We start from the raw sequence: 23,076 nt of genomic DNA on the forward strand, positions 1-23,076 counted from the left end.
CGAGGCCGACGTGTCGGTCCGTCTCCTACGGCAGGACCACCCGGGGGCCGGGCTCCCCTGCCCGGCCGTGCGGGTGGCATGCGGTGGTGCTTGTGGTGCGGTCGGTGCTGGACACCGGGTACGGCGGAAGCGGCTTACGCGGCTTCGCCGGGGGCTTCATGATCCCAGAGGGTGCCGGAGAAGGCACGGTGTTGTAGGGAATTGAAGAGTTCGTCGAGGGTGGCGAGGTGTCGGACGTTCCGGGCTCGCGCACTGTCCACACGTTCCACTCGGCGCACGAATTCCTGTTGCCGGGCCACGGGTGGCACCAGAAGAGAAATCGACGAGAACTGTGATTTATTAACCAAGCCTGTCATAGCTCCGGTCGATTTCCGCTGAATCAGGACCTTACCTACGCGGATCTGCTCCAGCATGAATCGCGGCAGTGCCCCCTCAGGAATGAAAGCGTTAATCTGTTGATTGATGGCGACTCGACGTCCCGCCAGAGCGGCATTCCCGATGCTTGCGGGACTGCCCGCGATGCATGTCACCAGAATCGCTTCGGCCGGGACAACTCTGCTGACCTTCTCCCCCACCGTGGTGAGGTACTCAGCCGCCTGGCTGGGGTTCAGTTCAGGGGGCCTGATGTTGTCCGTCTTGATCCACTCGATGCCGTTACCGTAGTTCTCCGACTTGGCCCGTGGCGGTGTGTTCCCTGTGACGACTGCACCGAGCTCGCCGATCGTTTTTCGATCCCACTGGGTACTACGCGAAGCAGGGTCGCCGAACATGTCGAGGAAGATGGACTGGGCGAGGTCGTCGAGGAGGGTGATGGCCTCACGGCGCTTGACGCGGAGAGTGTCCACCCGGTCGAGGACCGCAGCAATGCGCTTCTGCTCGGCAAGAGATGGCAGCGGGATGGCAAGCTCGGAGCACCGGCGGAGGTCGAGATTGGCAATATTCGTCGTCTGGCGACTGAAACTGCGCACCACTGTTTGCGTTCGGGGGCTCGAGAACCAGTGGTACAGGTATCGCCGATCCACAAAATCCAGGTCTCCACGAAGTGCTGTGACGAATCCGCCAAAAGTCGTTTCGGAATCCAACTCGGGGACCCAGGAGCATTTCCCAACAAGATTCCAGCTGTTGGCACTTGATACGAGCACGTCACCTTCTTGCAGGTGTTGCTCAGCGCGTTTTACGAAGTCTGCATCAATAGCCCACACGTCGGACAGGTCAAGCTCTGACTGAACATTCTTTGTTCGAAGGCACCAAATCGAACCATCAGTCCCGAGGGGTACCACGTCTTCCGGCTTGAAAGTAATTCCTCGAATGAATGAGGCGACATCTCCGAGACGAGCTGATTCGACGCTCACGCCAGCATCCCCTTCAGCTCCTCCGTACTCTTGACGATCTCCTCGTTCAACAGCTCCAGATCCCCCAAAATCTCCACCGGCGTCCGCGTCACAATCTCCTCGTGGATGATCTCCTTGTATCGGTTCAGGGAGAGGTCGTAGTCCTGGGCCGCAATGTCCGCCTTGGGTACGCAGAAACTCTGCTCGGTCCGCGCCCGGTCCCTCTCCGCGCCGTCCCGTTCCTGCCAGCGGGTCAGGACGTCCGGGAGGTTGTTCTTCAGGAACTCGTCCGCCGTCAGCGGGTCGCCCTGCGGACGGACGCCCAAGCGCTCCTCCGGAAGCAGTGGGTTGCGCTTGTCGTCCAGGCTCAGGCCGTCTGCCTGCACGTCGTAGAACCAGACATGGTCCGTGCCGCCCGATTCAGTCTTCGTGAAGAACAGAATCGCCGTAGAGACGCCGGCGTACGGCTTGAAGACCCCGCTCGGTAGCTTGACCACCGCCTGAAGTTGCTGCTCTTCCACCAGCATCCGGCGCAGTTCCTTGTGCGCCTTGGTCGAGCCGAACAGCACCCCGTCCGGGACAATGACGGCAGCCCTGCCACCGGGCTTCAGCAGCCTCAAGAACAGGGCCAGGAACAGCAGTTCCGTCTTCCTCGTTTTGACGATGCGCTGGAGGTCCACCGCCGTGGACTCGTAGTCCAGATTTCCCGCGAAGGGCGGGTTCGCCAGGATCAGGGAGTAGCGCTCGGCCTCGCCGGCCGCGCTCTCCGCGAGCGAGTCACGGTACCGGATGTCCGGGTTCTCGATGCCGTGGAGCAGCATGTTCATCGAGCCGATGCGGAGCATCGTGGAGTCGAAGTCGAAGCCGTGGAACATCGACTCGTTGAAGTGTTTCCGCTGCTCCACGCCGAGCAGTGCGTCGCGGTGCACCCGCTGCACATACGACGCCGCCTGCACCAGGAAACCGGCCGTGCCGCACGCCGGGTCGCAGATCTCGTCACGCGGCCCCGGCTGGGTCATCTCGACCATCAGGTCGATGATGTGGCGCGGCGTACGGAACTGGCCGTTCTGGCCGGCCGTGGCGATCTTCGCGAGCAGGTACTCGTAGATGTCGCCCTTGGTGTCGCTGCTGTCCATGGAGATGTCGTCGAGCAGGTCAACGACCTTCGCCAGCAGGTTGGGCCCCGGAATCGTGAACCGGGCGTCCTTCATGTGGTGGGAGTACGTCGATTCGTCCCCGCCCATGCGGCGCAGATAGGGGAAGACGCCGTCGGCGACGATCCCGTACATGATCTCGGGGTCCTTGACCTTGAAGTTCTGCCAACGCAGATCCTGCTGGTCTTCCGAGAAGAAGGGGTCCGGGTCGGGCTTGCCCGTTGCCGTCGCCTTGCGGTCCTTGCGGGTCTGGATCTCGTCCAACCGCTTGATGAAGAGCAGGTACGTGATCTGCTCCATCACCTCCAGCGGGTTCGAGATACCGCCCGACCAGAACGCGTCCCAGACGCGCCCCACCTTGCTCTTCAGTTCGCCCGTAATCACACAGGGATCTTACGGCCCCCGCGCCCCGCAGTGGCCTGACTCAAAGGAGAGATACCACCACCTTGCACCTCAGACGTCGACCTCCGCGCACACGGTCTTCCCCGGCCCTCCATCCGCACGCGGCACCACCGCGCAGCGACTCGCCAGCGCCGAGACCAGGCATAGGCCTCGGCCCGACTCCACCTCCAACCCGGGCGACATCGGGAGCGGTACCGGCGGCATGCGGTCGCCCCGCGTGTCAGTGACCTCCACCCGTACGAGCCTCATCGGCTGATCCAGCCACAGGCAGAGCCTGAAGTCCCGTCCGGGTACGCGCCCGTGCGTCACCGCGTTCGCGGCGAGCTCACCCACGATCAAAGTCACCGTGGTGTTCAACTCGGATTCGTACGGGTAGCCCCAGGTGTCGAGACGGTGAGCGGTGAGCCTGCGGGCCAGCCTGGCGCCGCGCGGCGTCGACGCAAACGACATGCGGAACTCCCGTACTGGCAGCGGAACTCGGCAGGTGTTCCCGGAAGAGTGCGTTTCTGCAGTCATAGGCACGAGCGTGAGCCGACGCGCGTACCTTGACCAGCAACGACATCCCTACACAGCGTGGCTGTACCGCTGCGGTGGGTGTTCTGTCGGGGTGATGGTGAGCCAGGTGCTGGAGGGAAGACCATGACGCAAGTCCCGGAACAAGTCGTCGTGCGACGGAGTGAGGATCCCGCCGACGAGTTGCTGCGGTCGTTCGGTAGGCAGATCAAGATCCTCCGGGAGCGTGCCGGGCATACCCAGGCCGCCTTGGGGCAGCTCCTCGGATACAGCGAGGCGCAGGTCGCGGCCATTGAGCAAGGAAGGCGCATTCCGCGGCCCAACACCATCGACAAGCTCGATCAGCTGCTGGAAGCCGGAGGCATGCTGCTCGCCATGAAGCGGCCCATGGCGCTGACCCGTTACCCCGCCTTCTTCCGCGACGCGGCGCGGATCGAGGAAGAGGCAGTCGAGTTCCACGCGTACGCCGTCCTCGCGGTCCCGGGTCTACTGCAGACCGAGGAGTACGCGAAGACCATGTTCACGGTGAGGCGCCCGCGTCGCAACCAAATGGAGATCGAGCAAATGGTGTCCGCACGGATGGCCAGGCACAAGATCTTCGACCGCGCTCCCGCTCCGACACTGAGCTTCGTGATCGAAGAGTCCGTGCTGGAACGCCCATACGGCAACGTCGACGTGCTCCGAGGTCAGCTCGAACACTTGCGTCTCGTCGGAGAAAACCCCAACGTGGAGATTCAGGTGATGCCGACCCGGACCACTGACCACCCTGGCGCGGCCGGTCCGTTCACCTTGATGACGCCGGAAGGCGGAGATCAGGCCGCGTACATCGAGAGCCAGGACCGTGGGCAGGTGATCACTGATCGGGAATCCGTACGTGGCATGGCCATCCGGTATGGAATCCTGCGAGCCCAGGCGCTGTCTCCTGCCCATTCGCTGCGCCACATCGAGAAGTTGCTGCAAGGAGAGCTATGAGCATCAAGCGGTCCGAAGCCCAGTCCCTCCGCTGGATCAAGAGCAGCCACAGCAGCGGCGAAGGCGGCGAGTGCATCGAGATCGCCCCCACCTCCGCCACCGTCCACATCCGCGACTCCAAGGCCCCCGCCCACGGCACCCTCACCGTGCACCCCGCGACCTGGTCCGCCTTCCTCTGCCTGGCCCGCCTGGACTGACCGAAACCCGACCCCGAAGTCAACCCCGCGTGATCCCTGCCTTGACCGTCCGTAGCCGCCTTGGCAGGATCGGGCCTAGCAAGCAAAACACCGCGCATATGGCTGCGCAGACCCTGTGGCCGTCCCTTCGGGGGCGGCCACAGACGTGTTTCCGGGAGGTTCGGTGCATCTGTGTTACATCGACGAGGCGGGCAACGGGCAGACGCTCGACCCCGCGAGACCTGACGCCCCTCCGGTTCTCGTCGTCGGCGGCTTCACCGTACCCAGGGCTCAGCTCAAGTCCCTCACCTGGGCTTTTCTCGATGTCAAGAAGCGGTACCGCCCGCAGTTACGGAACGCGGAGCAGCTTTCCGAAGTGATCCAGCACGAGATCAAGGGCGCGGACGTCCGCAAGAACCTCCGAGCCGGCAACCACAACTGGCAGCGCGCAGCCATGGAGCTGGTGGCTTCGGTGCTCGGCATACTTGAGGCGCACGAAACCCGCATCCTCGCCCGTGTGTGGATCAAGGAGGAAGGGCTGGCGTTCGACGAATCCGGCGTTTACCCGGCCTCCGTCGCCGCGCTGAACGAGACCTTCCAGGCTCAGCTCGCCCACGAGCACTCCCGCGGCATGATGGTCCTCGACAGCCGTACGAAGGTCAAGAACGCACCCAATGTGCACTGTGTGACCACCCGCAAGTACCGCACGGGCGGCGACAGTCTGCGCGGAGTCATCGAGTCACCGGTTTTCGGACACAGTGACACGCATGCGCTTCTCCAGCTCGCGGACCTAGTGGTCTCGTCGCTGCTGTTTCCCATCGCCTGTAACGCCTACCTCAACGACGTAACCTGGAACGTGCACTGCGACGACGCCTACCAGCCCCTCCGGGAGCAGTTCGGAGAGCGGCTCAAGAAGTTGCAGTTCCGGTATCAGGATCCCCTGGGCAAGTGGCGGGGCGGGATCGTCGTATCGGACCGGAGGACTCGGCAGTCGTCCAGTCTGATGTTCGGGCCCACGAAGGCCATCACCGTGCCGGCTCCCGCGATCCCGGGCCAGCCAGGAGCGCCGGTCCCCGAGCGGCCCGAAACTGAGCCGGACGGCGGTTTGCCTCTCGTGCCGTAGTCGGGCGGCATACGACAAGGGCGGCAGCTTCCACAGCGGCCGCCCTTGTGCGGGTCAGGCGGCACCTACGCCTCGGTCAGCCTCGCCAGCGCCGCGTCGATGCGGGCCAGCGTCTTCTCCTTGCCCAGGACCTCCAGGGACTCGAAGAGGGGCAGGCCGACGGTGCGGCCGGTGACGGCGACGCGGACCGGGGCCTGGGCCTTGCCGAGCTTGAGGCCGTGGGTCTCGCCGGCGGCCAGTACGGCCTCCTTCAGGGACTCCGGGGAGGTCCAGTCCGCGACCTGAAGCTTCTCGCGGGCCGTTCGCAGGAGGGCGTCGCTGCCCTCCTTCATCGCCTTGGTCCAGCTCGGCTCGTCGAAGACCGGCTCCGGCAGGAACAGGAAGTCGACGTTGTCGGTGATCTCCGAGAGGACCTTGAGCCGGGTCTGGGCGTGCGGGGCGATCGCGTGCCACTTGGCCTCGTCGAAGTCCTCCGGGGCCCAGGGGGCGAACGGGGCCTTCAGCCAGGGGGCGCAGCGCTCCGTGAAGTCCTTCACGTCCAGCAGGCGGATGTGGTCGGCGTTGATCGCCTCGCACTTCTTCAGGTCGAAGCGGGCCGGGTTGGGGTTCACGTCCGCGATGTCGAAGGCCGCGACCATCTCGTCCATCGTGAAGATGTCCTGGTCCGCGGAGAGCGACCAGCCCAGCAGCGAGAGGTAGTTGAGCAGGCCTTCGGGCAGGAAGCCGCGCTCGCGGTAGAGGTTGAGCGACGACTGCGGGTCGCGCTTCGACAGCTTCTTGTTGCCCTCGCCCATGACGTAGGGCAGGTGGCCGAACTGCGGGATCCGCTTGGCGATGCCCAGCCCGATCAGCGCCTTGTACAGGGCGATCTGGCGCGGGGTGGAGGAGAGCAGGTCCTCGCCGCGCAGGACGTGGGTGATCTCCATCAGGGCGTCGTCGACCGGGTTGACGAGCGTGTAGAGGGGCGCGCCGTTGGCTCGTACGATCCCGTAGTCCGGAACGTTCTCCGGGAGGTACGTGATCTCGCCGCGGACCAGGTCGGTGAAGGTGATCGTCTCGTCGGGCATGCGGAAGCGGACGATGGGCGTGCGGCCCTGGGCCACGTACTCCTCGACCTGCTCGGCACTCAGGTCGCGGCAGTGGCCGTCGTAGCCGGAGGGCCTGCCGGCCGCGCGGGCGGCCTCGCGGCGGGTGTCCAGCTCCTCCTGGGAGCAGTAGCAGTGGTAGGCGTGGCCGGCGTCCAGGAGCTTGCCCGCGACCTCCTTGTAGAGGTCCATGCGCTGCGACTGGCGGTAGGGCGCGTGCGGGCCGCCGACCTCGGGGCCCTCGTCCCAGTCGAAGCCGAGCCAGCGCATCGAGTCGAGGAGCTGGGTGTAGGACTCCTCGGAGTCGCGGGCCGCGTCGGTGTCCTCGATGCGGAAGACCAGCGTGCCCTTGTGGTGCTTGGCGAACGCCCAGTTGAACAGGGCGGTGCGGACCAGGCCCACGTGCGGGTTACCGGTGGGCGAGGGGCAGAACCGTACTCGGACGGCGGCTGGGGGTACCCCCTGCTCGAGCGAAGCCGAGAGCTTGGGGGAGGGTGCGCTAGCCACGCTTGACAACCTTGTTGGTGAGAGTGCCGATGCCTTCGATGGTGACGGCGACCTCGTCGCCGACGGTGAGGGGTCCGACGCCTGCCGGGGTGCCCGTGAGGATCACGTCGCCGGGGAGCAGCGTCATGGCCTCGGTGATGTTCACGATCAGATCCTCGATGGAGTGGATCATCTCGCCGGTGCGGCCGAGCTGACGCTGCTCGCCGTTGACGGTGAGCTGGATGGTCAGGTCGGACGGGTCCAGGTCGGTCTCCACCCAGGGACCCAGCGGGCAGGAGGTGTCGAAGCCCTTGGCCCGGGCCCACTGCTTCTCGCGCTTCTGGACGTCGCGCGCGGTGATGTCGTTGGCGCAGGTGTAGCCGAAGATGACGTCCTTGACGCGCTCGCGCGGGACCTCTCGGCACATGCGGCCGATGACGACGGCCAGTTCGGCCTCGTGGTGCAGGTCCTCGGAGAAGGGCGGGTACTGGATCTCGTCGCCGGGGCCGATCACCGAGGTGGACGGCTTGAAGAAGGCGAAGGGGGCGTCTGGCACCTCGTTGCCCAGCTCGCGCGCGTGGTCCGCGTAGTTGCGGCCGAAGGCCACGACCTTGTTGGGGAGCACCGGGGGCAGCAGCCGCACCCTGGTCCCCGAATCGGAAGATGCCAGCGGGACCTTCGTACCGGAGAGCTCGAAGTCCGTGAACGGGATGCCCTTGATGATGTCGAGGACGAGCTCGTCCGGCCTGTCGCCCTCTACCGCGCCGAAGGCGACGTTCCCGTCGATGGAGAATCTGGCGATGCGCACGGGATCCTTGCGCCCCTCACTGAGAACTGGTGTGCGTGTCGGCCACCGGCGTGCCCGCGAGCCGACGCTGGACGATCCAGGCTAACCGGTCGCAGGGCATGATCATCGGGACCTCCGCGGGAGGCGCTGCACAAAAGAGGCTCCCCGGTCTCCCGGAGAGCCTCGTCGCGGCCGGCTGCCACGGCGCCTACTCCGAGACGGTGGACCGGGCGGCGGGGACCTCCATCAGGACCGTACGCTTGGGGTTGGCGGTCTGCCCGGGGAGGTCGACGGAGTGCTCCGGCTGGTCCGGGGTCCGCAGTTCGTCGGCGTCCTTCAGGTGCGCCAGCGTCGTGCGCCGCGGGTTGGCGATCTTGTGGAACATCATCGTCGTCTTCACGGTTCTTACGAGACCTGTCCTGTACGTGCGCCGGGCGGGCCGAAGGGCCCCGCGGCCGACGCGGGTTGTCGGATGTGCCATCCCTGTAAAGCGTCAGGCTAAACACGCCATTCCCCGCCGAAGCCGCGAACACCCACCGGCCTGCGTGTGAGTTTGCTCACGGAGGTACCGGCAAAAGGGTCATAGTGGACGGGTGACACGCCTTTGCGAAACGGACATTGACCCCCTGAAGCCATCATTCCGCTCCTGATCATCTCGACTGGGACACCCCTTACCTCCGGGGGACTCGCGGGCTTAAGTCCGTTATGAGGGAGATCGCATGGCACACCCGGTGACTTCGCACTCACGTGCTGTCATGTAGGTCACGGCTCGGCTCACGGCCTTGTTGGAGATCCGGCACTGTGCTGGAATTCCACGGACCGCCGCAGGATCGAGCCGGCGCACAGGGGGCGCAGAGAAGCGCCGAGTGGCGGCGAGAACGGGGGAGCCAGCGCCGGTCACTCACGACCATCAGGGTGCGTTTTCAGGACGCCCCCTACGACGCCGACACCGTCCTTCCGTTCGCGCGGAAGGGCGCCTGGTCCAGAGGTTGCGACGCTAGTGCAGGGACGTTTCAAGAGGGATGGCAGTGCTTCGGCGGAGCCGGAGCCGCATGGCGGGACTGGCCCGACGGCCGGCAGCTCCTCGCCCCAGCACGCCCAGAACCCGGGCCCGGCCGCGGTCGGCAACGGCGGTGACCGCTCCGGCCGCACCGGGCGCCCCGGTGCGTCCACGGCGTCCGGCCCGTCCGCTCCGATCACGCCACCGGTGAAGCCGCCGAGGGGTCAGTCCGGGCCCGGCTCGCGAATAGCCCTGCGCAACTGGCGCATCTCCACGCGTCTGGTGGCGCTGCTCACGCTCCCCGTGGTCGCGGCCACCTCGTTGGGTGCCCTGCGCATCAACCAGTCCATGGACGACATCCAGCAGCTCGACAACATGAAGCTGCTGACCGAGATGACCAAGCAGGCCACCGAGCTCGCCGCCGCGCTCCAGGAGGAGCGCGACCAGTCGGCCGGCCCGCTGGCGCACGGAGCGGCCACCGACTACACGGTCAAGGGCTACCGCACCAAGACCGACCGGGCCGTGCAGTCGTTCACGAACGCCGCGGAGGACATCGACTCCGCCGACCTCCAGGGCGTCCGCGAGAGCCTCGTCGGCCTCGTCCGTGACCTGAGCGGCCTGTCCAAGATCCGCAACTCGGCCTACGAGACCAAGAACAACGCCTCGCAGACCGTCGAGGGCTACCACCGCCTCATCACCCACCTGCTCGACCTCTCGCAGGACATGGCGGAGGCCACCAGCAACCCGGAGATGATCTCGCGCACGCGCGCCCTGGCGGCCTTCTCCTCCGCCAAGGAATACGCGTCCGTCCAGCGCGCGGTCCTCGCGGCGGCACTGCCCGCCAACAACAACGTCTTCGGCAACCTCACCGAGAACGACCGGCTGTACGCCGACGGCGCCCAGGAGAGCGAGGACTCCGACCTCGCCACCTTCCGCAGCATCTACGGCACGGACCGCGCCACCGAGCTCCTCAAGCCCGTCGAGGACGGCAACCCCACCATCCGGGCCACCGACCAGTACGCCGTGCGCGCCTTCGGTCAGGCGGGCGGTCTGCAGCAGGTGGACAAGCGGTCCTACAAGGACTGGGTGGACGACAGCTCGATCAAGATCGAGCAGATGGGCAACATCGAGCACACGCTGCTCGAGGACATGGAGCAGAAGGCCCGCGAGCTGCGCAACGAGTCCGAGCGCGACGCGATCATCTCCGGTGTCCTGATCCTGCTCGTCCTCGGTATCTCGCTGGTCGGCGCCTTCGTCGTCGCCCGCTCCATGATCCGCTCACTGCGCCGGCTCCAGGAGACCGCCACCAAGGTCGCCCAGGACCGGCTGCCCGAGCTGGTCAAGCAGCTGTCCGAGTCCGACCCGCAGGACGTCGACACGTCCGTGGAGTCGGTCGGTGTGCACTCCCGGGACGAGATCGGCCAGGTGGCCGCGGCCTTCGACGACGTGCACCGCGAGGCGGTCCGCCTCGCCGCCGAGCAGGCCCTGCTGCGGGGCAACGTCAACGCGATGTTCACCAACCTCTCGCGCCGCTCCCAGGGCCTCATCCAGCGTCAGCTCTCGCTCATCTCCGAGCTCGAGTCCCGCGAGGCCGACCCGGACCAGCTGTCCTCGCTGTTCAAGCTCGACCACCTCGCGACCCGTATGCGCCGTAACGGTGAGAACCTCCTCGTCCTCGCGGGTGAGGAGCCCGGCCGCCGCTGGACCCGTCCGGTCCCGCTGGTCGACGTGCTCCGCGCCGCCGCGTCCGAGGTGGAGCAGTACGAGCGCATCGAGCTGGCCTCCGTACCGACCACCGAAGTGGCCGGCCGGGTCGTCAACGACCTCGTGCACCTGCTCGCAGAGCTGCTGGAGAACGCGACCTCGTTCTCCTCCCCGCAGACCAAGGTCAAGGTCACCGGTCACGCGCTGCCCGACGGCCGGGTGCTGATCGAGATCCACGACACCGGCATCGGCCTCTCCCCCGAGGACCTCGCCGCGATCAACGAGCGGCTCGCCTCGCCGCCCACCGTGGACGTCTCCGTCTCCCGCCGCATGGGTCTGTTCGTCGTCGGCCGGCTGTCGCAGCGCCACGGCATCCGCATCCAGCTTCGTCCGTCCGACTCCGGCGGTACCACCGCGCTGGTCATGCTGCCCGTCGATGTCGCCCAGGGCGGCAAGAAGCCCCAGCCGAAGCCCGGTCAGGGCGCCGGTGCCGGTGGCGGCGTGGCCGCGGCGGCGGCCGGCGTGGCGGCGGCGCGGCGCGGCACCGGCCAGCCGGGCGGTGCCCTCGGCGCCGGAGCCGGCGCCGGCGCGCTGGGTGGCGGTGCCCCCACGGGCGGACGCCTCAACCCCGGTCAGGGACCGCGGGCCGCGCTGCCCGGGCGGGACTCGGGCGGTCGTCCGGGCGCGGCGCGCGGGCCGCAGGGTCCGGGTGCGCCCCAGCAGGGCCGGCCGGCTCCGGCCGGCGCGGGTGCCGGCTTCGGCGCTCCGGCTCCGGGCGCGCCGCAGGGCCTGCAGGCGGCGGGCACCGGCGGTCCGCAGGGCCAGGCCCCGTTCGGCGGCGGTCAGGACGCCTTCGGAGGCGGTCAGGACTCCTTCGGCGGCAGCCAGGACGCCTTCGGGAGCGGTCAGGACTCCTTCGGCGGCGCCCGGGGTGCCGTACCCCCGCAGTCGCCGCCCTCGAAGAAGGACTCGGAGCCGCAGGGCCGGCGTCGTCGGCCGCAGCTGCCCGGGCGCGGTGGTCCGCGCGCCGAGCTGCCCGGCGGCAACCAGCCCCGTACGCCCAGCTGGAGCGACGAGAACGCGCAGCCGCCGGTGCCGCGGGCCTCGCTGGACACCCCGCGCGGCCATGACGAGCAGGACCCGGCGCAGACCTCCCGGATGCCGCGGATCGACGACCGGCAGGGCCCGGGCGCGACGGCGGAGATGCCGGCGATCCCGCGGCTCGAGAGCCGTCAGGGTCCCGCGTCCACCTCTGCGTTCCCTCGTCCGGACTTCGAGGCCCCGGCGCCGGGCTCCCCGCAGCACACCGGGCAGTTCCCCCGCCCGGGCACGAGCGGCGGGCAGAACGGCCGCAGCGACCGGCCGGACCAGAACGCCGACGGCTCGTTCGTCCGCTCCGACGTCTTCGGCGCCCCGGGCGGCCGGAACGATCCTGCGAGTTCGTCGACCACGGGTCAGTTCGCCTCCCCGCAGGCGTACGACAGCAGCGCGACCGGACAGTTCCCGCAGCCCGGGTTCGGCGGCGCCAGTGGCCAGTTCGCCCGGCCCGGGTACGACGGTGGCTCCACTGGCCAGTTCGAGCGTCCGCAGGTCAGCGGCGCGCAGGGCGCCGACTTCGGCGCTCCGCGTCCGCCGGCCCCGCAGCGTCCGCAGCAGCGGCCGGTCCGTCCGGAGCCCGAGGCGCTGCCGCCCGCGGGTCCCGGTGACGGCCGTACACCGCTGTACGACACGCTCGAGACCAACTGGTTCCACGGTCAGCAAAGCGGCCAGCAGAACGGGCAGCAGGGCAACGGCTCGGCTCCCGCTCCGGCGGCCCCTCCGCAGCCGGAGGCTCCGGCTGCCCCCCAACGTCCCGTCGCCAGCTCCTGGCGCAGCTCGCCGAACGACGAACTCGTCCGGCAGGCAGAGCGCGTCCGGCAGCCGGCCGCGGGCGGCGTCACCACCTCCGGTCTGCCGCGCAGGGTGCCCCGGGCGAACCTCGTCCCGGGCACGGCTCAGCAGCAACAGCACCAAGCCGGTCCGCAGGTCTCGCGTGCGCCTGACGACGTACGCGGCCGGCTGACCAATCTCCGTCGGGGCATCGCTCAAGGTCGACAGGCCGGTACCGGCCAGACCGGGAGCTTCCCGAGCCCCACTCACCAGCAGGAGCGTTAGTTGAGCCCGATGAGCCAGGCGGCACAGAACCTGAACTGGTTGATCACCAACTTCGTGGACAACACCCCCGGGGTGTCCCACACCGTCGTCGTGTCCGCCGACGGTCTCCTGCTGGCCATGTCCGAGGGTTTCCCACGTGACCGTGCCGATCAGCTGGCGGCCGTCGCGTCCGGACTCACCTCACTCACGGCCGGCGCCTCCCGGATCTTCGAGGGCGGCGACGTGGCACAGACGGTCGTCGAGATGGAGCGGGGATTCCTGTTCCTGATGTCCGTCTCCGACGGCTCGTCGCTGGCCGTACTCGCTCACCCCGACTGCGACATCGGCCTCGTCGGTTACGAGATGGCGCTCCTGGTCGACCGCGCGGGCGCGGTGCTCACGCCCGACCTGCGCGCCGAGCTCCAAGGCAGTCTGCTCCACTGACCCGCACTGGATCCACCCGTCTCACCACATCACCGTCCGGCCGTCACAATCCCCCCACCGGCCACTTCAGACGGCATGACCGATCGATCTTGCTGTCCCGCCCGGAGGACTCATGACCCCGCCCACCGCCTCTCATGATCCGTACGCGGAGCCGTACGAGGATGAGGGCGACCAGCCGCTGGTACGCCCCTACGCGATGACCGGCGGCCGGACCCGGCCGCGCTACCAGCTCGCCATCGAAGCCCTGATCAGCACCACGGCCGACCCGACGGCGCTCATGGGGCTGCTCCCCGAGCACCAGCGGATCTGCCACCTGTGCCGGGAAGTGAAGTCGGTCGCCGAGGTCTCGGCGCTGCTGGCCATGCCTCTGGGCGTGGCCCGGATCCTTGTCGCGGACCTCGCGGAGGCAGGACTCGTCGCCATCCATCAGCCGGGCGGCGACGAGAGCACCGGCGCTCCGGACGTGACACTGCTCGAAAGGGTGCTCAGTGGACTACGCAAGCTCTGACGGAGGGCGGGCGACCACCTCCGCGAAGATCGTGGTGGCGGGTGGCTTCGGCGTGGGCAAGACCACGTTCGTCGGCGCCGTCTCCGAGATCAACCCGCTGCGCACCGAGGCCGTGATGACGTCCGCGAGCGCGGGCATCGACGACCTGACCCACACCGGGGACAAGACGACCACCACGGTCGCCATGGACTTCGGCCGCATCACGCTCGACCAGGACCTGATCCTGTACCTCTTCGGTACGCCGGGCCAGGACCGCTTCTGGTTCATGTGGGACGACCTGGTGCGCGGCGCGATCGGCGCCGTCGTCCTGGTGGACACCCGCCGCCTCGCCGACTGCTTCCCGGCCGTCGACTACTTCGAGAACAGCGGCCTGCCGTTCGTCGTGGCGCTCAACGGCTTCGACGGGCATCAGCCGTACCAGCCCGAGGAGGTCCGCGAGGCCCTGCAGATCGGACCGGACACCCCGATCATCACCACTGACGCCCGCCACCGCTCCGATGCCAAGGGTGCTCTGATCACGCTGGTCGAGCACGCTTTGATGGCACGTCTGCGGTAGCGTCCAAATCGTCCGTGTCATACGGCAGTTGTCGTAGACATGCCGGAGCCGGCTGTGTCCTTTGACACGGCCGGCCCCGGTGTTCATAACGTTTCGGCAGAGGAATCCGGTGGTATGGCCACGCGTCGCGGTCAACCGGTCTCGCTGCGCGCACGAAAGCCCCGTCTTTTGGCGGGGCTCGTTCTTTATGACCGTTTTATCTGGGGCTTACATCACTCCGAATGCTCGCTCCGCACTGTTTGGAAGTGCGCAGGACGGCGTGCTGGAATGCCTGAACTGCCCAATAGTCAAAGACGTACTCACCAGTCGATGGCGCACTGGGCTCTGAGACACTGCGGCACAACGTTGGTGCCCGCCGCCGAGAGGTTGTTGGTCGAGTGAGGCGAAGCAAGAACGGTCCCGAGCCGTCGGCCCGGGGCAACTTCACCCCGCCGCCGCGCGGAGCGGCGCCCGCCCCTGTGCCCGGATCGGAGCCAACGGCCGTGCCGGCGCCAGGCGGCAGCCGTTTCTCCCCGCGCAACTGGCGGGTGCCGACCCGGCTGAACGCGATCCTGCTCATACCCGTGGTGGTCGGCCTCGTCATGGGCGGCTTCCAGGTCAAGAGCTCGATCGACACCTGGCAGCAGGCGGAGGACGCGGAGAACACCGCGGTCCTGGTCCGGGCGTCCCTCACCTACGCGGACGCGCTGTACAACGAGCGGGACATCACCGCCGCGCCGCTGCTCAAGGGCAAGAGCCAGACCGCCCGGGACAAGGCGACGGTCACCCAGGTCCGCTCCCAGACGGACCAGGCCGCGGACGCTTTCGACGAGGCCGCGCAGAACATGCCGCAGAAGGCCGGCCTGCTGCGCCGCCTGCAGATCTTCCGTAACGAGGAGCCCAAGCTCCAGGCGCTGCGGTCGACCGCGTACACGAGCAAGCGCACCGGCGTGCAGACCGAAGAGGGCTACGTCGAGATCGCCCACCCCCTGATGGAGTTCTCCAACGAACTCGGTCTGGGCACCGGAAACATCACCAGCTACGGCCGGACGGTCTACGCGATCTCGCTCACCAAGGCCGCCCTGTCGCTGGAGCGCTCCATCGGCATGCACCTGCTGATCAACCCGGGCCCCAAGGTGTCCGACCTGGGCGCCCAGCGGGTCGCGCTGTCCTCGTACGCGTATCTGGAGGGCATCGCCGTCGAGGAGTACATCGGCGGTGGCACCGAGGCGGACGCGCAGAAACTCACCGACGCCGAGACGAAGATCAAGACGGACGGCGCGGCGCTGGCCCAGGAGGCCAAGGCCAAGGACCCGACCTACGTGCCGCCGCCGTCCGACCCGACCGACATGGTCAGGGCCATCTCGACGCTCCAGACCACCGACCCCGCCGCGCGGGACCTGCTCGCCCAGAAGGGCATCACCGCGAGCAACTGGTGGGCGGTCAACACCCTCAAGTACAACGCCTACCGGCAGATCGAGTCGGACCTGGCCGACAGGGCCGTGGCCGAGGCCTCGGACATCGCCGACAGCGCCAAGCGTGACGCCCTCATCACCGGTGCCGCCGTCGTGGTCGCCCTGCTCCTCGCGTTCATCCTGGCCGGCGCCGTGGCCCGGCAGATGAGCCGCTCGATGCGCCAGCTGCGCAACGCCGCCTTCGGCATCGCCGAGCAGCGCCTGCCGATGCTGGTCGACCAGCTCTCGCGCACCGACCCGGGCCGCGTGGACACCCGCGTCCAGCCGATCCCGATCACCACCCGGGACGAGATCGGCGAGGTCGCCCGCGCCTTCGACCAGGTTCACCGCGAGGCCGTCCGGCTGGCCGCCGAGCAGGCCCTGCTGCGGGGCAACATCAACGCGATCTTCACCAACCTCTCGCGCCGCAACCAGTCGCTGATCGAGGGCCAGCTGACCCTGATCACCGAACTGGAGAACAACGAGGCCGACCCGGACCAGCTGGAGAACCTCTTCAAGCTGGACCACCTCGCGACCCGTATGCGCCGCAACGGCGAGAACCTCCTGGTCCTCGCCGGCGAGGAGCCCGGCCGCCGCTGGGACCAGCCGGTCCCGCTGGTCGACGTGCTGCGCGCCGCCTCCTCCGAGGTGGAGCAGTACGAGCGCATCGAGCTGTCCGGCGTCCCGGAGGCCGAGATCCACGGCCGCGCGGTCACCGACCTCGTGCACCTGCTCGCCGAGCTGCTGGAGAACGCCACCACGTTCTCCTCGCCGCAGACCAAGGTCCGCGTCACCGCGACCCGGCTGCCCGACGGCCGCATCATGATCGAGATCCACGACAAGGGCATCGGTCTGACCGCCGAGGACTTCGCGGACATCAACCACAAGCTGGCCAACCCGCCGACCGTGGACGCCGCGATCTCCCAGCGCATGGGCCTGTTCGTGGTCGGCCGGCTGTCCGACCGGCACGGCATCCGCGTCCAGCTGCGCCCTTCCGGCGAGCAGGCCGGCACCACCTCGCTGGTCATGCTGCCGGACGCGATCACCCACGGCGGCGGCGGCGAGCACCAGCCGGACCGTGACGAGTTCACGGTCTCGCAGATCATCCCGGAGCAGAACTTCGGCGGCGAGAACTTCAACAACGGCCTGCCGATGCGTACGGCCGCGGAGCTCGGCTTCGACGACAGCCGCTACACCGAGGTCCCGGACGACATCCGGGAGCTGGACCCGGTGGGCCGCTCCCTGATGCGCGAGGAGCGCCGGGCGGCCCTGGAGTCCCAGTCGCAGGACCAGGAGCCCGGCTCGCAGACTCAGCAGACCCCTGCGTACCCGGAGTCCTTCGACGCCCCGTCCGGCTACGACACCGGCCAGAGCGCCTTCCCGGAGCAGCAGCCGAACGCCTTCGACCGTCAGCCGACGTACGAGGAGCAGCGTCAGCAGTCGTACGAGGAGCAGCAGCCGACGTACGAGGAGCCGCAGCGCTCGTACGGGCAGCAGCAGGGTCCCTCGTACGACGAGCCCTACTACGCGCCGAACGGCTCCCTGCCGCAGAGCGACGGCTTCTCGTCGAACGGCGGCTATCCGGAGCCCGCGTATCCCGAGCCGGTCCAGGAGGAGCCCGCGTCGGCCCGCGCCGCCGCCCCGGAGAGCTTCGCCGGCTTCGGCGAGCAGGCCTACCAGGACGACTGGCCGCAGAGCGACGGCTACCGCAACGGATACCCGGACCAGTACGCTCCGGAAGCGGAATCCGCGCAGGCCGCTGACGTGAGCGAGCGGGAAAGCGTAGGCTTCGATCGTCCGGGACCGACCCCCTCCGTCGCCCACGAGCTGACCGATGCCGGGCTCCCCCGCCGCGGATCCACCGCGAGCGGCGTGAACGGCTCGGGCGGCGCGCGGCACACGACCCAGGAACCGTCGGCTCCCGCGCCGGAGAGCAACGGCACCGACTCCTGGCGCTCGGCCAACGACGCGCGCTGGCAGCAGGCCTCGCAGCTCCGGAAGCCCAAGGCGGGCGGGGTGACCTCCTCCGGTCTGCCGCGGCGGGTGCCCAAGGCCAACCTGGTCGAGGGAGCCGCCGAAGCGACCCCTCAGGGAGGCCCACAGGTCTCCCGCGCTCCCGAGGACGTCCGGGGCAGGTTGAGCAACCTGCGCCGAGGGGTCCAGCGGGGACGTAACGCAGGCAGTGAAACGAACGGCCAGGCCACCAGTAATCAGCACAGTGGTCCTGACAGCACCTACAACCAGGAGCGTTAGTGTGAGCCCGATGAGCCAGGCGGCGCAGAACCTGAACTGGTTGATCACCAACTTCGTGGACAACACCCCGGGGGTGTCCCACACGGTGGTGGTCTCCGCCGACGGACTCCTTCTGGCGATGTCCGAAGGCTTTCCGCGCGACCGTGCCGACCAGCTCGCGGCCGTCGCCTCCGGTCTGACGTCTCTGACGGCAGGCGCCTCCCGCATCTTCGAGGGCGGCAGCGTGAACCAGACGGTTGTGGAGATGGAGCGGGGATTCCTCTTCATCATGTCCATCTCCGACGGTTCGTCGCTCGCGGTTCTCGCACACCCGGAGGCGGACATCGGCCTCATCGGGTACGAGATGGCGCTCCTGGTGGACCGTGCCGGTACGGTCTTGACGCCCGATCTGCGTGCGGAGCTCCAGGGGAGCCTGCTCAACTGACAGACAGACGGTGCGTTTTGGCGTCCCGAGCCATAAGGTTTCGGGACGCGGCTCCACAGCGTTGGGTGCCCCGGCACAGTCGGAGGAGGAGAGAGAGTGGCAACACCCCCAGGCGGTTCACCTTCGGGTAACTGGTCGTACGGCCCTGGCCAGGGTCAGGGCGACGGTTCCCAGAACCCCAACCGTTACAACTTCCCCTCCACCCCGAGCCAGCGGCGTCAGCAGCCGTACGCGCACCAGCACCCCCAAGGTCCTGGGCCCTCGCCGTACGACCAGCCGCCGGCGCCGCGCATCCAGCCCGTGCAGCCGCAGCGACGCACCCCTGAGCCCGCGCCCGCAGGGGCGTCGAACAACCCGCTGGTGCGTCCGTACGCCATGACCGGTGGCCGGACCCGCCCGCGTTACCAGCTCGCCATCGAGGCGCTGGTGCACACCACCGCGCAGCCGCACCAGATGCAGGGCCAGCTGCCCGAGCATCAGCGGATCTGCCACCTCTGCCGTGAGATCAAGTCGGTAGCCGAGATCTCGGCCCTCCTGACAATTCCTCTCGGCGTGGCCAGGATCCTCGTCGCCGACTTGGCGGAGGCGGGCCTGGTCGCCATCCATCAGCCCGGCGGCGACGAGAGCGCCGGCGGCCAGCCAGACGTGACTTTGCTCGAAAGGGTGCTCAGTGGACTTCGCAAGCTCTAGCGGAGGGCCTTCCCGCTCCACCACGTCCGCGAAGATCGTGGTGGCTGGCGGCTTCGGCGTGGGCAAGACCACGTTCGTCGGCGCCGTCTCGGAGATCAACCCGCTGCGCACCGAGGCCGTGATGACGTCCGCGAGCGCGGGCATCGACGACCTGACCCACACCGGGGACAAGACGACCACCACGGTCGCCATGGACTTCGGCCGCATCACGCTCGACCAGGACCTGATCCTGTACCTCTTCGGTACGCCGGGCCAGGACCGCTTCTGGTTCATGTGGGACGACCTGGTGCGCGGCGCGATCGGCGCCGTCGTCCTGGTGGACACCCGCCGCCTCGCCGACTGCTTCCCGGCCGTCGACTACTTCGAGAACAGCGGCCTGCCGTTCGTCATCGCCCTCAACGGCTTCGACGGCCAGCAGCCGTACAACCCCGACGAGGTCCGCGAGGCGCTCCAGATCGGCCCGGACACCCCGATCATCACCACTGACGCCCGCCATCGCGCTGACGCCAAGTCCGCGCTGATCACGTTGGTCGAGCACGCGCTGATGGCCCGCCTGCGGTAGGCGCACGGACGCGGTTCCCGCGCCCCTTCGGGGGCGCACGGCATGAAGAAGGGCCCCTCGCAGGAGGGGCCCTTCTTCTGTGACGTCGTGCCTGTGGCTCAGTGCCAGCTGTGCGGGGCGCGGAAGCCGGGTTCGCGCTCCAGGCGGCGCCAGCCTGCCTTGCGGCGGCCTCGGTGGGTCGGGGCGGCGGACGGGGCGGCCGCCGCGCGAGCCAGGAGGACGGCCGTGATGGCGGCGACTTCCTCGGGCTCCGCGTGGCCCTTCTCGACACGAATGTCAGGGGTGCTCATAGGTCTCAGTCTCCGTGAGAGAGGTTTCCGCGGGGGTACCGCGGATGTTCCGCTGGGTTACTGCGGGGGGTTGCCGTGCTTGCGGGACGGCAGGTCGGCGTGCTTGGTGTGCAGCATCGCCAGGGACTGGATGAGGATCTCGCGGGTCTCCGCCGGGTCGATGACGTCGTCGACCAGACCGCGCTCCGCCGCGTAGTACGGATGCATGAGCTCGGACTTGTACTCCTTGACCATGCGGGCCCGCATGGCCTCGGGGTCCTCCGCCTCAGCGATCTGGCGGCGGAAGATGACGTTGGCGGCACCCTCCGCGCCCATCACGGCGATCTCGTTCGTCGGCCAGGCGTACGTCAGGTCCGCACCGATGGACTGGCTGTCCATGACGATGTACGCACCTCCGTAGGCCTTGCGCAGGATCAGGGAGATCCGCGGCACCGTCGCGTTGCAGTAGGCGTAGAGCAGCTTCGCGCCGTGGCGGATGATTCCGCCGTGCTCCTGGTCGACGCCCGGGAGGAACCCGGGGACGTCCAGGAACGTGACGATCGGGATATTGAAAGCGTCACACATCTGGACAAAGCGCGCAGCTTTTTCCGACGCCTCGATGTCCAGGACGCCGGCCAGGGACTGCGGCTGGTTGGCCACGATGCCCACCACCTGGCCGTCCAGGCGGGCCAGCGCGCAGATGATGTTGCGGGCCCAGCGCTCGTGGACCTCCAGGTAGTCGCCGTCGTCGACGATCTCCTCGATGACCTTGGTCATGTCGTACGGGCGGTTGCCGTCGGCCGGGACCAGGTCCAGCAGGACGTCCGAGCGGCGGTCCGGCGCGTCCGTCGACTCCACCCGCGGCGGGTTCTCGCGGTTGTTCTGCGGGAGCAGCGACAGGAGGTAGCGCACCTCGGCGAGGCACGTCTCCTCGTCGTCGTAGGCGAAGTGGCACACGCCCGAGGTCTCGGCGTGCACGTCGGCGCCGCCCAGGCCGTTCTGGGTGATCTCCTCGCCGGTCACGGCCTTGACAACGTCCGGGCCCGTGATGAACATCTGGGAGGTCTCGCGGACCATGAACACGAAGTCGGTGAGAGCGGGGCTGTAGGCCGCGCCGCCCGCGCACGGGCCGAGCATCACGCTGATCTGCGGGATGACCCCGGACGCCTTGGTGTTGCGCTGGAAGATGCCGCCGTAGCCGGCGAGGGCGGAGACGCCCTCCTGGATGCGGGCGCCCGCGCCGTCGTTCAGGGACACCAGGGGCGCCCCGGCCGCGATGGCCATGTCCATGATCTTGTGGATCTTGGTGGCGTGGGCCTCGCCCAGCGCACCGCCGAAGATCCGGAAGTCGTGGGCGTAGACGAAGACCGTCCGGCCCTCCACCGTGCCCCAGCCGGTGATGACACCGTCCGTGTACGGCTTCTTGGCCTCCAGGCCGAACCCGGTCGCCCGGTGCCGGCGCAGCTGCTCGACCTCCCGGAAGGAACCCGGGTCCAGGAGCAGCTCGATACGCTCCCGCGCGGTCAGCTTGCCCTTGGCGTGCTGCGCCTCGGTCGCCTTCTCGCTGGGACCGGCCAGTGCCTGCTCACGGATCACGTGCAGCTCGGCGACCCGCCCGCGCGCGTCGGTCGGCTCACCCGTCAGCTCGTCCGTCGACTCACCCGGCGCCTCATCCAAAACGGTCATGTAGCGACCTTACGAACACCACCAAGAAAAGCTCGCCGTCGACTCCGTACAGTCTCCGGACCGTTTTCCTGGTACCACCGAACAGAACCGCGGGCGCATGCAGGCTTTCCGACTGCTCAGAGGGGATCGGGCTTGTAGAGGTCGCACAAAGTCGTCAGCTGAGAGTCACCTCACATTCATGGGTGGCACATGCCCTCCCCGGAGTGACAGTCAGGTCCAGTCGGCCGTCTGGCGAGGGCAGCACCTCGACCGTGTCGTCCGCCCGGATCACCTCGCGCACGGGGTGGTCCCAGGTGATCCGCAGGGGTGCGCCCGTACGGGCTCGCTCACGCAGAGGTTGACTAGCTCCTCACCCTGAAGGGCGAGGATTCTGGCCTTCTCGACTTGTTGCTGTGCCGCTACGCGGCACGGGGTTCGGTCGGGAATCCGTGGCTTCCTGTTTCTTCGCGCTGTGCCGGGATTGCTCCTGGTCTTACCGGCGCTCCGCAGGCCGATACCGCCAGTCCGGCGGCCGTTTTCACGTTGATCGCGGCGTTGGTGTCCCGGTCGTGGACGGTACCGCAGGCGGTACAGGTCCATTCCCGGACGTTCAGGGGTTTGGGCTCGTCCTTGACGCCGCAGGTGGAGCAGGTCTGGGAGGTCGGCTCGAACCGGCCGATTTTCACCAGGGTGCGGCCGTACCGTTCCGCTTTGTACGCCAGCATGCTGATGAACGATGCCCATCCGGCATCGTGCACGGTTTCTTCTCCGCGCGCCGCAAAAAGCGCGGGGAGTCGATCTTCGTGCCGTCGGAGAGGACCGCGAAGTGTGTCAGGCCGAGATCGATGCCCAGGGTGCGGTCGGTGTCGGGCATCCGGGTCGCGTCGGCGGCGGGGTCGGTGTCAAGGACAAAGGAGGCGAAGAACCTGCCCGCGGCGTCCTTGATGACGGTGACGGAGGTGGGAGTGGCGGGCAGCATGCGGGACCACTTCACCTTCACCGCGCCGATCTTCGGCAGGTTCAGACGGCCGCTGCCGGTGATGCTCCAGCGGGCGTTGGCGGTGAACCGGATCGACTGCCGGGCGTCCTTGGAGGAGATCATGCGGTCGGTGTGTACGGACTTCGAGTGCGACCTGGTGGAGTTCAACGGCGAGGACAACCACGTCCACCTGCTGGTGAACTTCCCGCCCAAGGTCGCCGTGACCAAGCTGGTCAACTCCCTCAAGGGCGTCTCCTCCCGTCGGCTGCGCCAGGAGTTCCCCGACCTGGTACGCCACTACTGGCGGGCCAACAAGCTCTGGTCCGGGTCCTACTTCGCCGGCACCGTCGGCGGCGCCCCGCTCTCCGTGGTCATGCAGTACATCGAACAGCGGAACCGGCCCGTGTGAGCACCACCCGGCTCCGCC

Annotated in this window: 19 protein-coding genes and 2 pseudogenes; 12 read left to right on the forward strand and 9 right to left on the reverse strand. The window is 68.2% G+C overall.

Features of this window, described 5'->3' with window-relative positions:
- Positions 1–134 precede the first annotated feature (134 nt).
- The 3 genes from ACIBK3_RS30670 to ACIBK3_RS30680 all read right to left on the reverse strand — a co-directional run bounded on the left by ACIBK3_RS30670 (position 135) and on the right by ACIBK3_RS30680 (position 3,337).
- Positions 135–1,352 carry a restriction endonuclease subunit S gene (locus tag ACIBK3_RS30670; RefSeq protein WP_399370663.1) on the reverse strand — a complete coding sequence of 406 codons (1,218 nt, stop codon included), beginning with the start codon at positions 1,350–1,352 and terminating at the stop codon, positions 135–137.
- Complete coding sequence (locus ACIBK3_RS30675; RefSeq protein ID WP_399370664.1) at positions 1,349–2,869, reverse strand: N-6 DNA methylase; 1,521 nt, start codon at positions 2,867–2,869, stop codon at positions 1,349–1,351. The genes ACIBK3_RS30670 and ACIBK3_RS30675 overlap by 4 nt, the downstream gene beginning before the upstream one ends.
- Before the next feature lie 69 nt (positions 2,870–2,938).
- On the reverse strand, positions 2,939–3,337 hold the full coding sequence (locus ACIBK3_RS30680) for an ATP-binding protein (protein ID WP_399370665.1): 399 nt from the start codon (positions 3,335–3,337) through the stop codon (positions 2,939–2,941).
- A 189-nt stretch (positions 3,338–3,526) separates the two neighbouring features.
- On the opposite strand from ACIBK3_RS30680, the gene ACIBK3_RS30685 reads away from it, so the two are divergent.
- From ACIBK3_RS30685 to ACIBK3_RS30695, 3 genes are all read left to right on the forward strand, one after another.
- Positions 3,527–4,372: a Scr1 family TA system antitoxin-like transcriptional regulator gene (locus ACIBK3_RS30685; RefSeq protein WP_399370666.1), complete on the forward strand. Its 846-nt coding sequence runs from the start codon at positions 3,527–3,529 to the stop codon at positions 4,370–4,372.
- Positions 4,369–4,569: a DUF397 domain-containing protein gene (locus tag ACIBK3_RS30690; RefSeq protein WP_399370667.1), complete on the forward strand. Its 201-nt coding sequence runs from the start codon at positions 4,369–4,371 to the stop codon at positions 4,567–4,569. The genes ACIBK3_RS30685 and ACIBK3_RS30690 overlap by 4 nt, the downstream gene beginning before the upstream one ends.
- A 163-nt stretch (positions 4,570–4,732) precedes the next feature.
- Positions 4,733–5,671: a DUF3800 domain-containing protein gene (locus tag ACIBK3_RS30695; RefSeq protein WP_399370668.1), complete on the forward strand. Its 939-nt coding sequence runs from the start codon at positions 4,733–4,735 to the stop codon at positions 5,669–5,671.
- A gap of 65 nt (positions 5,672–5,736) precedes the next feature.
- Here the strand turns inward: ACIBK3_RS30695 and gltX are convergent, their stop codons facing one another.
- The 3 genes from gltX to ACIBK3_RS30710 form a co-directional block, all read right to left on the reverse strand.
- On the reverse strand, positions 5,737–7,263 hold the full coding sequence (gene gltX / locus ACIBK3_RS30700) for a glutamate--tRNA ligase (RefSeq protein ID WP_399370669.1): 1,527 nt from the start codon (positions 7,261–7,263) through the stop codon (positions 5,737–5,739).
- Complete coding sequence (locus ACIBK3_RS30705; protein ID WP_399370670.1) at positions 7,256–8,050, reverse strand: fumarylacetoacetate hydrolase family protein; 795 nt, start codon at positions 8,048–8,050, stop codon at positions 7,256–7,258. The genes gltX and ACIBK3_RS30705 overlap by 8 nt, the downstream gene beginning before the upstream one ends.
- Positions 8,051–8,237: 187 nt before the next feature.
- Positions 8,238–8,429: a hypothetical protein gene (locus tag ACIBK3_RS30710; RefSeq protein ID WP_399370671.1), complete on the reverse strand. Its 192-nt coding sequence runs from the start codon at positions 8,427–8,429 to the stop codon at positions 8,238–8,240.
- A gap of 600 nt (positions 8,430–9,029) precedes the next feature.
- On the opposite strand from ACIBK3_RS30710, the gene ACIBK3_RS30715 reads away from it, so the two are divergent.
- The 8 genes from ACIBK3_RS30715 to ACIBK3_RS30750 all read left to right on the forward strand — a co-directional run bounded on the left by ACIBK3_RS30715 (position 9,030) and on the right by ACIBK3_RS30750 (position 19,736).
- Positions 9,030–12,887 (forward strand): nitrate- and nitrite sensing domain-containing protein, encoded by a 3,858-nt coding sequence (locus ACIBK3_RS30715; protein WP_399370672.1) that lies wholly within the window; start codon positions 9,030–9,032, stop codon positions 12,885–12,887.
- Between the two features lie 9 nt (positions 12,888–12,896).
- Positions 12,897–13,310, forward strand: a complete 414-nt coding sequence (locus ACIBK3_RS30720) for a roadblock/LC7 domain-containing protein (RefSeq protein ID WP_030667329.1) — start codon at positions 12,897–12,899, stop codon at positions 13,308–13,310.
- Between the two features lie 112 nt (positions 13,311–13,422).
- Positions 13,423–13,818, forward strand: a complete 396-nt coding sequence (locus ACIBK3_RS30725) for a DUF742 domain-containing protein (RefSeq protein WP_399370673.1) — start codon at positions 13,423–13,425, stop codon at positions 13,816–13,818.
- On the forward strand, positions 13,799–14,374 hold the full coding sequence (locus tag ACIBK3_RS30730; RefSeq protein ID WP_030667332.1) for an ATP/GTP-binding protein: 576 nt from the start codon (positions 13,799–13,801) through the stop codon (positions 14,372–14,374). The genes ACIBK3_RS30725 and ACIBK3_RS30730 overlap by 20 nt, the downstream gene beginning before the upstream one ends.
- 377 nt (positions 14,375–14,751) lie before the next feature.
- Positions 14,752–18,060 carry a nitrate- and nitrite sensing domain-containing protein gene (locus ACIBK3_RS30735; protein WP_399370674.1) on the forward strand — a complete coding sequence of 1,103 codons (3,309 nt, stop codon included), beginning with the start codon at positions 14,752–14,754 and terminating at the stop codon, positions 18,058–18,060.
- A gap of 10 nt (positions 18,061–18,070) precedes the next feature.
- Positions 18,071–18,484, forward strand: coding sequence for a roadblock/LC7 domain-containing protein (locus tag ACIBK3_RS30740; protein ID WP_004983065.1), 414 nt, complete (start codon positions 18,071–18,073; stop codon positions 18,482–18,484).
- Positions 18,485–18,580: 96 nt separating this feature from the next.
- Positions 18,581–19,174 (forward strand): DUF742 domain-containing protein, encoded by a 594-nt coding sequence (locus ACIBK3_RS30745; protein WP_399370675.1) that lies wholly within the window; start codon positions 18,581–18,583, stop codon positions 19,172–19,174.
- On the forward strand, positions 19,155–19,736 hold the full coding sequence (locus ACIBK3_RS30750; protein WP_043432136.1) for an ATP/GTP-binding protein: 582 nt from the start codon (positions 19,155–19,157) through the stop codon (positions 19,734–19,736). Before ACIBK3_RS30745 ends, ACIBK3_RS30750 begins: the two co-directional genes overlap by 20 nt.
- Positions 19,737–19,834: 98 nt before the next feature.
- Here ACIBK3_RS30750 and ACIBK3_RS30755 read toward each other — a convergent pair whose 3' ends face one another.
- From ACIBK3_RS30755 to ACIBK3_RS30765, 3 genes and pseudogenes are all read right to left on the reverse strand, one after another.
- Positions 19,835–20,026: an acyl-CoA carboxylase subunit epsilon gene (locus tag ACIBK3_RS30755; RefSeq protein WP_399370676.1), complete on the reverse strand. Its 192-nt coding sequence runs from the start codon at positions 20,024–20,026 to the stop codon at positions 19,835–19,837.
- Between the two features lie 57 nt (positions 20,027–20,083).
- Entirely contained in the window at positions 20,084–21,691 is a 1,608-nt protein-coding gene (locus ACIBK3_RS30760; RefSeq protein ID WP_399370677.1) for an acyl-CoA carboxylase subunit beta, read from the reverse strand.
- Between the two features lie 398 nt (positions 21,692–22,089).
- Positions 22,090–22,817 (reverse strand): annotated as a pseudogene (locus ACIBK3_RS30765) (RNA-guided endonuclease InsQ/TnpB family protein); the annotation flags it as partial.
- Here ACIBK3_RS30765 and tnpA point away from each other — a divergent pair.
- Positions 22,729–23,058, forward strand: a pseudogene (tnpA, locus tag ACIBK3_RS30770) (IS200/IS605 family transposase); the annotation flags it as partial. The pseudogenes ACIBK3_RS30765 and tnpA overlap by 89 nt on opposite strands.
- Positions 23,059–23,076 lie beyond the last annotated feature (18 nt).

Origin of the sequence: Streptomyces sp. NPDC050287 (genome assembly GCF_044459385.1) — a bacterium.
Lineage (GTDB): Bacteria > Actinomycetota > Actinomycetes > Streptomycetales > Streptomycetaceae > Streptomyces.

Excerpts from the sequence above, each read along its gene's own strand:
- ACIBK3_RS30690 (WP_399370667.1), top strand. The coding sequence starts at position 4,369 with ATGAGCATCAAGCGGTCCGAAGCCCAGTCCCTCCGCTGGATCAAGAGC.
- ACIBK3_RS30740 (WP_004983065.1), top strand. The coding sequence starts at position 18,071 with ATGAGCCAGGCGGCGCAGAACCTGAACTGGTTGATCACCAACTTCGTG.
- ACIBK3_RS30760 (WP_399370677.1), bottom strand. The coding sequence starts at position 21,691 with ATGACCGTTTTGGATGAGGCGCCGGGTGAGTCGACGGACGAGCTGACG.
- ACIBK3_RS30685 (WP_399370666.1), top strand. The coding sequence starts at position 3,527 with ATGACGCAAGTCCCGGAACAAGTCGTCGTGCGACGGAGTGAGGATCCC.
- ACIBK3_RS30755 (WP_399370676.1), bottom strand. The coding sequence starts at position 20,026 with ATGAGCACCCCTGACATTCGTGTCGAGAAGGGCCACGCGGAGCCCGAG.
- ACIBK3_RS30720 (WP_030667329.1), top strand. The coding sequence starts at position 12,897 with ATGAGCCAGGCGGCACAGAACCTGAACTGGTTGATCACCAACTTCGTG.
- ACIBK3_RS30725 (WP_399370673.1), top strand. The coding sequence starts at position 13,423 with ATGACCCCGCCCACCGCCTCTCATGATCCGTACGCGGAGCCGTACGAG.
- ACIBK3_RS30680 (WP_399370665.1), bottom strand. The coding sequence starts at position 3,337 with ATGTCGTTTGCGTCGACGCCGCGCGGCGCCAGGCTGGCCCGCAGGCTC.